Genomic DNA, 13372 nt, shown 5'->3' on the forward strand with positions numbered 1-13372 from the left:
GTGATTAAAAGAATAAAAAGTTTTATTTAATTTAGTTAAATTTAATTATTAAAGCGCTAACAAATATGGTTATTAAACATATGAATAAATCTGTTTAGTAGCAATCGAAATATTCTCATAAAGAAATGCTACGATCTCATCTAAACATTCAACAGTTGTATATGGAGAGATAGAAAAGAATTTTAATGTGGAAATCGGATTTCTATCATAACTGTTTAATACATCTACTACACAAGAACGAGTTGTATCACCAAAAAATACTTGATCGCGATTTTTTCCTAGATAATTGAATAGTTCTATATTTAATCGGTTTGTATCCTCAATCTCTTCTTTTGTTGCAAGACCTATTCGTTCTTTTTTCCAATTTTCTTGGCCATCTCCATTCATATAGAAACGGAAGGTTGTAATTGGTCCATATGTAAAATCATTTGTGATTGCGACTTGAGGTAGAGCCTCACGCAACTTCTCTCTAAATAATAGATTTACACGAACATAATTTGCTAGTAATTTTTGATATCCTTCAACACCAAAGGCTAAAAGATTGATATACATCGGAATAGCACTACCAGCTCGTGAACATTCTAAGGTATAGCCAGTATGATAACTTCCATATGACCTATTGCCTAGATATGGTGTGTCATCTTGTTCAATATCCATCAGTTGTAAATCAGTATGATTTTTTACGATTAATATACTTGAAGCATAAGGTGTTTGTCCTAATTTATGAAAATCAAAACATACACTATCAGCAAGTGCCATGTATTGCATTTTATCTTGTACGTATTGTAAAGCATTTTTTAAGCTAGGTTCAAATGAAAGTGGATTTTCTTCGAAACTATAATTATTAAAGAAACTATAGAATCCGCCCATTGCAGAATCAGCATGGATATAAATAGGTTTTAATTTATATTCTTTCTGTATTGCCTCAGCGCTCTCTTTAATTTTTTTTATATCATCAATGGTAAATGTATCTGTTGACCCCATAGTAGCTAGAATATAAAGGGGGATACCTCCATTTTTAATAACTTGTATCATTTTAGCCTCTAAATCATCTATATCCATAGAATTCGTATAGGGATCAGTTTTCACTTTTATTAAGTGATTCGACCCTATGCCAGTTGCTTCAGCTGACTTTAATAAACTATAATGTGCATTTTCAGAAGCAAAGCAATAAACATTTTGTGGAGCACCATGTTCTTTTGCTAATGGGAATTGTTTAGAAATTGCTAAACGTAAGCTCGAAAATACACAACCTTGTCCACCCCATGTTGTATAACCACCGCTATTATGTGGATTATAACCAATCAGTTTTGAAAGCATGGATACAACTTTTACTTCTGCTTCTGCTGCCCCTGGACCATATACATCCCAAACACCATTACCATTTAAAAGGGCCATGGTTAGTACACCTAATAGTGAAGGAATACTTGGTAGTGGTACAGCGTTAGACAAGTAATATTTATTTGGATAAGGATGTCCATTCATAAATTGGTTTAGCTCTTCTATAACCTCAGACATAGTGATTCCAGCTAGTGGAATATGACTTTGGTGAATTAAGCCATTGTAGTATCCTTCTGATTTTTCCTCACATTTACCTAAAGTAGCTCGCTCTTCATTTTTTAATTGGTCAAGATTTTTAATTATTTTCTGCATAGATTCTAATAAAAGTTGTTGTTTTTCTTCATTTCCGTCAACGCTCGGAAATAGTTTTAAAATATCTTGCATGCAGTCACTTCTCCTTGTAAAAAACTGGATTTTTATTTTACTTGGTTAAACATAAGGGTATAATAATTTGTAATTGCCCTTTTGAATACTTAGAAATGAAGAGTTATTTAGAAAAAAATGTAATTCCATAGAAAATTATATGAACTATGGAATTCAAAGTAAAGAAAAATTTTTTGATTTATTTTAAAAAAAGTAATTGTGAGATAATGGAGTTTCTAAAAAAATATCTGAATTAATTGTTTATTTAATTTATATGTTGTCCTAACATGTATTCAACTAGTGTAGTAGATATTTTAATATAATGTAGAACTATTATAAGGTAGTTGAATATAAGGGCTCAACTACCTTATAAACAGTAGATATTGTTGGGAAAAGATAAAAAAATAAGGTGGAAGTGTTAAAGATATGTTCTAGTGGAGAAGAAGTAGTAGTATGGATTTGGTAGTAAAATCAGCATAATTTTTTTGGAAGAATAATTATTCGATTAAAGTTTTTTAATGAATTCAATTTCATTATCTAATAATAATGGGCGAGTTAAATGTGAAGAGTTTTCTTCAACCTGATTAGAATTTTTTGCACCAGGAATAGCAACTGAAACGGCAGGGTGACTTAAAACATACCGCAAGACAATTTGCGTGAGACTTCGATTTGATCGTACAAGTGAACGTAATTTTTCTACTTTGTTTAAGCTATCTTTAAACCACTTTTCTTTTGGCCAATCTTTTCTTAAATCATCGTCTGGAAATTGAGTTTCATGATTAAATTTCCCAGTTAAAATTCCCATCTTAAGTGGACCTCTTATCACAGCACCTAAATTATGTTTTTCAATATAAGGAAGGATGTCTTTTTCAGGTTCTTTATTCAAAATACTATAATCGAATTGCACAATATCTAAATCATCATTCTGATTAAAATGTTTAATATAATCTAAATCATTAGTAGAAACGCCAACAGCTCTCACTTTGCCAGATTTTTTTTAGGTTTGGAAAGCTTGTAGAAAGGCTTGTGTTTCTTCAGGTTTATCCCACCAAATATGATAAAAGTACACATCTATATAATCAGTTTTAAGCCGCAGTAAACTAGCATCAATAATCTTTTGAGGATCTCCAAAAACTGCTGGTTGATTTTGGTCATAATGATGACCGATTAATCCACCCTTTGTAGAAAGAATGATATCCTGCCTACGTTTATTTATGGCTTTTGCAACGAGTGTTTCACTATGACCTAGTCCATAAACATCAGCAGTGTCAATTAAATTAACTCCTAGGTCAATTGCTTTATTGATTGCATCAATGGATTCATTATCTTTTACTGCGCCCCATTCATCTCCACCAATCGCCCAAGAACCAAATCCTATCTCTGAAACTATTAATCCCGTGTTACCTAATAATCTATATTCCATTATGTACGGACTCCTCCTATTCAGTTTATATTATTAGAAATATATATAGCGACCAGTTGGGATATTCTTGAATTTATTTTCGGGATATAAATTAGAGTATATATTTTAATAAATATATATGAGATTACTTTATAAAAATTAATTAGAATTATTAGTAAAATGATTTTTTATGCTTAAATTGAATAAAAGTATGAATTTTCACGGTATAAATATGAATTTTATTCATCATTTTAATAACTATGCAATAAGTGAAATAAATGTTGAATTTAGTCGGAAAAAATACATTTACAAATCGTAGAATATGTACATATAGTTGTAACTGTAAATATTATCCGTTTTGAAATATTTATAAAAGGAGAAATTCATATGAAGGAAATACAAAAGCAATATGAAATTGTAGAAGAATTGGATGCAACAGTAGGGCAAGAAGCATTATGGATAGCTCATCAAATGGAATTAGAAAATGGAATGAACAATGAAGCTACCATAATAAAGCTAAAAGGAAATCTTCAAATAGACACTTTTAAGAAAGCGCTTACTTTAATAGTGCAATCTCATCCGGCGCTACGTACACTATTTATTAAGAGGGACGAAAAAATTAAACAATTCATTCAAAAGAGTATAGATTTTGATATACCAATTAAGAATTTAACCGCTTTTAAAAACACAGAACAAAAATTTATTTTAAAAAAATTCTTAGACTCTATAGTGAATGAGAAATTTAATTTAGAAGAAGGGCCTTTGTTTAAATTCCACATCATTAAATTGTGTGAAGATGAATTTATTTTACATATGATTTTTCATCGCATTATTTATGATGGATGTAGTTTAGGAATTTTTATCCAACAATTGTCTCATACGTATTGTGAATTACTTCAAGAAAATACGGGTTTAGTATTAGAATCTCCTTATAAGAGCCTTGTAGAATTTGAGGAAGGTTTTATTGACAGTGCAATATATAGAGAAGGATCATCCTATTGGAAAGATTATTTACAAGGTGAATTACCTCCTATAGAGTTTCCTGCTACTATTAATAAAATGAATGAACCGATATATACGAACAAAAATATAAGCAAGAATATTGATGCCGATCTATTTTATCAAATACAATGTTTTGCTAAAAGAAATAACTTAAGTGTCTATCGGGTTATGTTAAGTACTTATTGTGCCTTACTTCATCAAATGACAAACGCTGAAGAAATTATTGTAGGTATTCCAATTAATACTAGACCACACACGGAAGAAGGGAATGCTTTTGGTTATTTTGTTAATACATTACCTATACGTATAACAATAGAAAAGGGGGATACATTTAAGGGAATACTTAACAAGGTGAATAAATCTGTTCATTTGGTTATTAAGTATAAACATAATCCATATTCACATATAGTAAAAGATTTAAATCTAAATAATAATACACATCATAATATGATATATTCAACAGCATTTAATACGGTAAGGATACCTCAATTGAAAATTCCTGATATTGAGTCCACAGTTTTAACAGATTGTAAAAGAGTAAATCCTTTTAACATGACCTGGAGAATAATGAGATATGAAGGGGAAACAGAGAATAAAATTGAGGTTGACTATAATTCAGCGTTATATAAACCAGATAGTATAAATGATTTAGTTGAAAGATATATATATTTGTTACAAAAACTAATGAAGAATGTGAATGAACCTATTCATTCATTGGATTTACTTTTAAAAAAGGATCATCGTTTATACAAAGATATAAACTCAAATACTCTTGTATATCCTAATTCAAAAACACTAGATCAATTAATCGATCTACAAGCATTAAAATCGCCAAATCAAATAGCGATTTCAATGGGGAATAAATCAATTACCTATTATGACTTGCAGCAAAGGTCAAATCAAATAGCGAATTATTTACGTGAAAATGAAATAAAAAAGGGACAGCGTGTAAGTATTACTATGGTGAGAGAGATCGATACAATTGTGTGGATTCTAGGCATACTAAAATCAGGTGGAGTTTATGTACCAATTGATCCAAAGTTTCCTGAAAAAAGAATAGAATATATATTAAAAGATAGCCAAAGTCAAATGATTATTACAAAGAAAGAATTCAGGGGATCAATTGAAAGTTTTGCGATTCATACAATTTATCTAGAGGATTTTCATTACACTAATTCTATAGAAAATATTGCGTCTACACATACCATAGAAGATGCAGCTTATATTATCTACACGTCAGGTTCAACAGGTTTACCAAAAGGAGTAGTTGTACCACATAGAGGAGTAATTAATTTATCATATTCATTAATGAATCAATTTAATTTAGACAAAAATGATGTGTTTTTACAATTTGCAACAATGATTTTTGATGCCTCCATTATGGAGATGTTTCCTATTTTGTTATGCGGAGGAAGAATGCATTTAATTTCTGAAATGGAAAAACGTTCTGCAGAAGAATTTATAAATGTAATTAACAAGAATGGTATTACATTTGTTCTTTTACCAACTGCATTTTTTAAATTAATAGCTGATATGCCAAAAGAAATGTTGCTTAAATTAAATTGCTTAAAATGTGTATTTGTGGGAGGGGAAACCATACCTGCTGAATCAGTTCGTAAATGGCAAAGTAAAGTAGGGTTAAAGATTCCAGTTCTTAACGCATATGGTCCTACTGAAGCTACTGTATGTACAACCATTTATGAAGTAAATCATGAGATAAAAGAAGAAACTTCTAATATCCCAATAGGTAAACCAATTGCTAATAGTAAAGTTTTCGTGGTCAGTCCGTTCAACACGTTATGTCCGTCAGGAGTAGTAGGTGAGTTATTCATTGGTGGTGATGGGGTTGCCAAAGGATATATAAATCAAAAGGAAAAAACAGAAGAGGCATTTATTTCTTTCGAAGAATCCTATAATCGCGATAAAAAAATGTATCGTACTGGGGATTTAGTACGTCTTTTACCAAGTGGGAACTTAGAATTTATCGGAAGGAAAGATAATCAAGTAAAACTACGTGGGTATCGAATTGAGCTTGATGAAATTGAAAGAGCATTATTTAAACACCCAGAGGTAAAAGATGCAGTAGTAGTAACTTATCAAAATGACAAAATCGCTAGCTTTTATGTATCAAAAGACAATACAGAGATAAAACAAGAGGACTTAAAAACATTCTTAAGTGAAAGTTTACCAGATTTTATGACTCCAAATTATGTATTTCACCTTAAAACATTTCCATTATCACCAAGTGGTAAGATTGATAGAAAAAAATTAGAATTACAAATCCCATCTTTACTTGAAAATATGAAGAATCAATATGTAACACCAATAAGTGAAACAGAAAAAAGGTTGGTAAAAACATGGTCAGAGATTTTAAATTTAGGGAAATATAGAATCAGCAGAGATGATGACTTTTTTAAACTTGGGGGACATTCATTAATTGCTGTGCAAGTGTTAAATCAAATTCAAAAAGAGTTTCATTTGAAAATAGAAATTAGAGATATTTTTGAGCATACAACAATTGCTAGTCTATCTGCTTACATTGATAAATTAATGGAAGTAAATACGGATAGAGAAGAACATGATATGCAAGTATTAAAGGTTGCAGATAAGGAATGTTATAAGTTATCCAGTGCTCAAAAAAGAATCTGGTTTTTAAATAAGTATAACGCTATTAATAGAGTATATGATACACAACTACACATAAATATTGAGCCAAGTTTAAAAAAGAATATTTTACAAGACGCCATAAGATTTTTAGTTGAACGACACGAGATGCTACGAACAGTGTTTATTGAAAAAAACGGGGAGCCTAGACAGGTCATATTAAAATCAATATCTATTGACCTTATTCACGATGATATTGAACACATAACTAAAAAGGAACAACAAGAATATATACGTAGAACAATAAATCAAACGGATCATACACCATTTGATTTGGAAAATGGACCACTTTTCCGGATTAGAATTTTTAATCTTGATAAGAAAAGATCCTATTTATATATCAATTTACACCATATTATTACCGATGAGTGGAGTGTAAGGAATTTATTAGATGAATTAATGAAGGTATATAATGCCTTTGCTAATCGAAGAAATCCCGAGTTACCAACTATTCCTAATCGATATGTGGATTATGTTGAGTGGGAACAGAAGCAGCTAAAATTAGGCCGGTGGGATACAGAAAAATATTATTGGATGACCGAGCTTGCAGCGCCTCTTCCCCTACTAAATCTTCCGTTAGATTTTAGTAGGGATCGTCAAAGTACAAATAAAGGTAAAGTCTTTGAAATGAAGTTAGATAATAAAATGAAAGAGTCTTTGAAACAAGTATGTGAACAAGAGAATGTGTCTATGTATATGCTATTTTTGGCAGCATATATACAATTGTTACACTATCTAACGGATCAAAAAGATATTATTGTAGGTACACCGGTTGCTGGAAGGAATTATCAGGAATTTGAACAAATACAAGGATTTTTTGTAAATACTTTAGCTATTAGAACACAATTAAATGATGTGAAAAATTTAAAACAACTAGTACAAGTCGTTAAAGAAAAATGTTTGAATTCTTTCCAAAACCAATCGTACCCATTTGATAAAGTAATTGAGCAAATAAATCCTGATAGAAGTTTTGGAAATAACCCTATCTTTTCTACAATGTTTAGCTATCAGAAAGATATTTTGCAACAGCATGATGCGTACAAGCTTCAATTGTTACCTAATAAACAAGATGTTAGTAAGTTTGACATTTCTTTAGCTATTGAAGAAGGATCGGATTATATAGAGATTTCATTTGAGTATAATATTAATCTTTTCAAGGAAGCGTCAATTAATAGGTTTACTCAAAATTTACTTAATATACTGGACGCATTTATTCATCAAAGAACAGTGGCATATGAGAATCTTTCATTCCTATCACTGGAAGAGGAATCTCTATATAGAAAGGTAAATCATACAGAAAGACCGTATCCTTATTTTCAAAATATACAGGAGCAATTCTATAAGCAAGTAGAAAGACAATCAAATAGGATTGCTATAGCGACTGAAACAGAGTCTTTAACATATAGACAATTAAATATGAATTCTAATCAAGTAGCTCAACATTTACTCGAAAAAGGTATAAAAATAGGTGACAAAGTAGCCATATTTTTAGATAGAAGTATCAATAGTATTGTCTCTATGATTGGAATATTAAAAGCTGGCGCTGCCTATATACCAATCGATGTAAAATACCCCGAGGATAGAATTAATTATATAGTAAGTGACAGCGAGGCATGTAGAATTATAACGAATTACAAATACAAAAATCATTTGAATTCACGTAATTATAACGTTTCAATAATAGAGGATATATATCGTACGACAATAAATGATGATGTTAAAATTTTAAATAAACCAGATGACTTGGCATATGTAATTTATACTTCAGGGTCAACAGGCAAACCAAAAGGTACATTATTAACTCATAAAGGAGTATTAAATTTAGCTGAATGGAGAAATGAAGTATTTCATATTTCCCCAAATGATAAAGTAACACAGTTTTATTCCCATAGTTTTGATTCTTCTGTATCGGAAATTTTTTCTACCTTGTTAAATGGGGCGGAACTATATTTATTAAGTGATGAACAGCGCTATTCAACTGTCGCATATGCTCAAGCTATCCAAGAAATACAAGTAACTATTTCTGACGTGCCAACAGTATTTTTTAATGAATTATCGACTTCATTAACTAAATTGGATAGTGATAAGATACGTTCTTTAAGATTTATGATAATGGGAGGGGAAGCTGCATCAACAAATGCTATTAGAAGTTGGCAAAATACTTTTAAAAATCAAATACAACTGGTAAATGAGTATGGGCCTACTGAAGCAACTGTTTCAGCAATGTATTACTTCATACCAGTCTTAGAAGGCGAAAATAATCTTTTAGGAAGTATACCGATTGGTATTCCAATTTCTAATACAAAGGTGCATATATTGAACTCATTTATGCAACATTGTCCGGTAGGGGGCATGGGTGAATTATATATTGAGAGTTTAGGATTGGCCCAAGGGTATTGGAAGCAGGAAGAGAAAACAAAACAGGCATTTATTTCAAATCCATTTTCAGAAGATAATAGTAAAAGGTTATATCGAACAGGTGATTTAGCAAAGTGGTTACCAAATGGAACTATAGAATTTATGGGGAGAAAAGATAAGCAGGTTAAAATTAGAGGGCATAGAATTGAATTAGGAGAAATAGAAGATGCAATATTCCGATTTGAGGGGATAAGTCAGGCTGTTGTAACACAAACAAAAGATGGAATGCTATTGCAAGCTTACTATAAAACAGTGGACGGTATAGAAATAGAGAAAAATAAGTTAGCAATACATTTATCAAATGTATTGCCAGAATATATGATTCCTAAATATTACTCTCATGTGTTAGAAATACCAATAACGGCTAATGGGAAAATTGATTTCGAAAAACTGCCAGAAATAGAGTTTGATAATGAGAAAAAGGATGATTGTATACTTAAGCCCCAAACTAAAGTGCAAAAAAACATTGCAAAAGTATGGTCTGAAGTTTTAAACATAAAATCTATTGGCTTAAAAGATGATTTCTTTAATTTAGGTGGGCATTCTTTAAAAGTTATGCCGGCATTAGTTAAATTAAAACCGTTATATCCTAACTTGAAAATTCAAGACTTCTTTAAGTATAGAACAATAGAAAAATTAGCCTCTCATATTGAAGAGATGGAAAATATGTCGTTAAAGAAAGAGAAAAATTTTAATGTAGCATGTATTGAAAATGAAACGAAAACGAATCCGGTTTATAAAAGAACTAAATTAGAAGAATGTGAGTTAGATATGGTGAATTATCCAAAAGCAGTTTTCCTTACAGGAGCAACAGGATATTTAGGCGCACATATTTTAGAACAATTATTACAGTTGTCATCTACGACTATTTACTGTTTAGTAAGAAAAAATGAGAATCAAGTAATTGATGAAAAGTTAAAAGAAAGAATGAGATTTTATTTTGGTAAAGAAATTCTTCAAAAGTTGGAGGAGAGAGTAGAATTAATTGAAGGAGATTTATCTTTGATAAATCTAGGTCTTGATCCAAAGAAAGTGGATCATTTAAAGAGTAACGTAGAGTCAATAATACATTGTGGTGGAGAAGTTAGACACTATGGAGAACGTGAGCATTTTCAAAAGGTAAATGTTCAGTCTACAAAATACTTATTGGAATTAGCTAAGAATACAAATGCACGCTTTCATTATATATCGACTTTAAGTGTGGTAGGACAGGCTGAAAGCGATCCAAAAGAATTTAAATTCTTTGAGTCTAATTTTGATAGAGGGCAAAATTTAGATAATGTATACTTAGAAAGTAAGTTTCAAGGCGAGAAAATGGTCAGAGAGGCAATGGAAAAAGGAGTTCGTGCTACTATATACCGTGTGGGAAATTTAGTGGGTAACTCTAAAACGGGTAAATTTCAATTCAATATTAATGAAAACGCTTTTTATAGATTATTGAAAGGTATATGCTTATCTAACATAGCACCTGAAATCAATACGTATGTAGATTTAACGCCTGTGGACTATGGAAGTTTAGCCATTACTGAACTATCTTATAAGGCCAACACAGTAAATAAAACCATGCATATTTGTAATCCAACTCAGCTTAAATGGGACCAATTTATTAATAGTTTACAAGTTTTTGGATACGATTTAATGTTAATGAGGCAAGAAAAGTATATAGGGAAGTTTTTTAATACTAGTCTAACTACTGATGAACAGAAAGCTTTAGAGCTCATAATGCCTTTATTAGAATCTGTAGAAGAGCTATCAGTAGCTATACCATCTTGTTTGTATACGCAAGGATATTTGAAGAATGTACATTGTTTAAAACCAAATCAAGAGTATATCAATTTGTTATTAAATTATGCCATGAGTATAGAGTATTTACCATTAATTAAAGAACCAAAGCTGTTATAGCATATACTATCGATTTTGAACAGATTGGTCTATAAATATGAAGTTTTGAATGTTCGTTTACTTCTCCTTAACGTTTGGAAAATTAAAAAGAACTTGTAGTTTTATCTACAAGTTCTTTTCGATTAAAAGGTTTATACATTTAGTTGGTTGGATAATATTTCAATTCTTCATATTACTAACAGAAGAAATTAACTAAAACAAATAATTCTTTTCAATAATAGAAAAAATACAGTTTTATATTAAGACCAAACCCATTGATCATCAGTTAATGTTTGAGAATCATTAACTTTTTCCGGTGGCCATTTTTACGTAGATTGATATTAATGCTCAGGATAAATTCTTCTACATGCCATGCGACCTAATTCTGGAGAAGAAGCAATCATTGCGGCAGAAGCCACGGCAGTCATCCCAGAACTTCCAACAGCAGCAGAGGCTCCAATGGTTGCAATAGTAATTAAATATATCAAATTAATTTTGTATTAAACTTTTTTGGTGAAACCTTAGAAAACAAAGGAAATCGAGTTAATAAATCCCTTTTTATGGTGAAATTAACTTGAATGATATCTTCTGTAAATCTGATTATACGAAAATCGATACTTAATTTCATGTGGGGATGAGAGAGAGGGACAAAATGAAATTAGCAATTCAAACTAAAAATTTAACAAAGTCTTTTGCAAATCAATCCATTGTAAGGGATATAAACTTATCTGTTCCAGAAGGAAGTTTATATGCTTTTATTGGACCAAATGGTGCAGGGAAAACAACAACAATGCGAATGTTATTAGGATTAATTCCATCAGATGAGGGAACGATATTGTTTGATAATAAAGATATAAAAGAATGGAAAGAAGAATTATTTGAAAATGTGGGTTGTTTTATTGATTCACCTACCTATTATCCTAATCTAACAGCATATGAAAATTTAGCCTATGTACAAAAAATGATTAATAAATCTTTAGATGAAATAGATAGAGTATTAAAAACTACAGGAATATATAAAGCAAAAGATAAAAAAGTTAAAGATTTTTCTTTAGGAATGAAACAAAGGCTAGGTATTTCCTTTGCTATTCTTAATAACCCTAAAATACTAATTCTTGACGAGCCAACAAATGGATTAGATCCAGAGGGAGTACATGAGATAAGGCGTTTATTACTTCATTTGGTAAAAAATGAGGGGAAGACTATATTTATTTCTAGTCATAATTTAGCTGAAATTGAAATGATAGCAGATCACATAGCATTACTACATAAGGGTAGCTTACTCTATGAAGGGAAATTAGACAGTATTATTACTTCTGGAGAATATATCATTCATGTTAATACTACTACTTCTACAGAAAGAATTTTAAGTAATGAAGGTATACCTTATAATATTGAAAAAGAAGGGGTATTCAGAATAACAATAGATCAAGATAGTGTTCCTAGTTTAACCAGAATATTAATTAGAAATGATATAGATATTTTTGAAGTTAGCCCTAAAAAGCCAACATTAGAGGAAGTTTTTTTTTCTTTCACTAAACAAAAGGAGTTATTATAATAATGCAATTTATCTTTAAAAGTGTAAATAGTGAGATGAGGAAAATTGGTGGGAGAAAATTATTATTAATCTCTTTGTTTTTTTCGTTATTATCAAGCTTTTTGTGTATAAGTTATTTTATTTTTAATAAGAATCATCCCGACATGTTTCAATCTACAAATCTTATAGCAATTACAGTAAATTTTAATACACTAACGTTAAGTATTTTTTCTGCTTGTATGTGGTATTTTATCATTTCTTCGGAAAATAAATATGGTACTTGGGCCATTATTTATACACAGCCCATTTCGAAACTTAAATTATTGGTAACTAAAAATTTAATGTTTATACTGTTCTATTTGGTCTTTAATATTTTGAATTTTTTGGTTATGGGTATCTATACTTTTATAAATGGATATGAAATATCAATACTTTATTTTTTAAAAATGTTGATACTTTGTACGATTTTATCTCTAGCAATACCATATTCTCAATTGCTTTTTCATTTAATTATAAAAAAGGGAATTCTTGCGGCATCCTTGTCAGTTGTTTGGCTTTTTTTCTTTATAACATATGGATTATTCCCTTTAATATTTACAAAGACATTTCCAATCTTTTATTCATTGAATATAGTAAGTGACGTAGCGTTTAAAGAAACAATTATTTTATTATATCTTGCAATTTCTTCAATATATATTTTAGGAATTATGTTATTGTCTGTGAGTTTTAAATATTATACATATGAATAATAAAGGGTGAAACAA

General features: G+C 30.1%; 4 protein-coding genes and 1 pseudogene. 3 read left to right on the forward strand and 2 right to left on the reverse strand.

Annotation, left to right across the window (positions count from 1 at the left end; all coding sequences use genetic code 11):
- Positions 1 to 72: 72 nt before the first annotated feature.
- Together NSS74_RS26640 and NSS74_RS26645 are read right to left on the reverse strand one after the other, a co-directional pair.
- Positions 73 to 1725 (reverse strand): pyridoxal phosphate-dependent decarboxylase family protein, encoded by a 1653-nt coding sequence (locus NSS74_RS26640; RefSeq protein ID WP_340814656.1) that lies wholly within the window; start codon positions 1723 to 1725, stop codon positions 73 to 75.
- 484 nt (positions 1726 to 2209) lie between these two features.
- A pseudogene (locus NSS74_RS26645) lies at positions 2210 to 3127 on the reverse strand (aldo/keto reductase).
- Between the two features lie 366 nt (positions 3128 to 3493).
- On the opposite strand from NSS74_RS26645, the gene NSS74_RS26650 reads away from it, so the two are divergent.
- From NSS74_RS26650 to NSS74_RS26660, 3 genes are all read left to right on the forward strand, one after another.
- The gene (locus NSS74_RS26650; RefSeq protein ID WP_340814657.1) at positions 3494 to 11092 is read left to right on the forward strand and encodes a non-ribosomal peptide synthetase; all 7599 of its coding nucleotides are present in this window, start codon (positions 3494 to 3496) and stop codon (positions 11090 to 11092) included.
- A 631-nt stretch (positions 11093 to 11723) separates the two neighbouring features.
- A complete protein-coding gene (locus NSS74_RS26655) occupies positions 11724 to 12629 on the forward strand; it encodes an ABC transporter ATP-binding protein (RefSeq protein ID WP_340814658.1) in 906 nt (301 codons plus the stop codon).
- Positions 12630 to 12631: 2 nt separating this feature from the next.
- Positions 12632 to 13357 carry an ABC transporter permease gene (locus NSS74_RS26660; RefSeq protein WP_012259819.1) on the forward strand — a complete coding sequence of 242 codons (726 nt, stop codon included), beginning with the start codon at positions 12632 to 12634 and terminating at the stop codon, positions 13355 to 13357.
- Positions 13358 to 13372 lie beyond the last annotated feature (15 nt).

The sequence above is a fragment of the Bacillus sp. FSL E2-8868 genome, from assembly GCF_038005505.1.
In the GTDB taxonomy this organism is placed as follows: Bacteria; Bacillota; Bacilli; order Bacillales; family Bacillaceae_G; genus Bacillus_A; species Bacillus_A mycoides.

What these genes read in the sequence shown, in the direction of transcription:
- NSS74_RS26640 (WP_340814656.1), bottom strand. Translation starts at nt 1,725, where the DNA reads ATGCAAGATATTTTAAAACTATTTCCGAGCGTTGACGGAAATGAAGAA.
- NSS74_RS26650 (WP_340814657.1), top strand. Translation starts at nt 3,494, where the DNA reads ATGAAGGAAATACAAAAGCAATATGAAATTGTAGAAGAATTGGATGCA.
- NSS74_RS26655 (WP_340814658.1), top strand. Translation starts at nt 11,724, where the DNA reads ATGAAATTAGCAATTCAAACTAAAAATTTAACAAAGTCTTTTGCAAAT.
- NSS74_RS26660 (WP_012259819.1), top strand. Translation starts at nt 12,632, where the DNA reads ATGCAATTTATCTTTAAAAGTGTAAATAGTGAGATGAGGAAAATTGGT.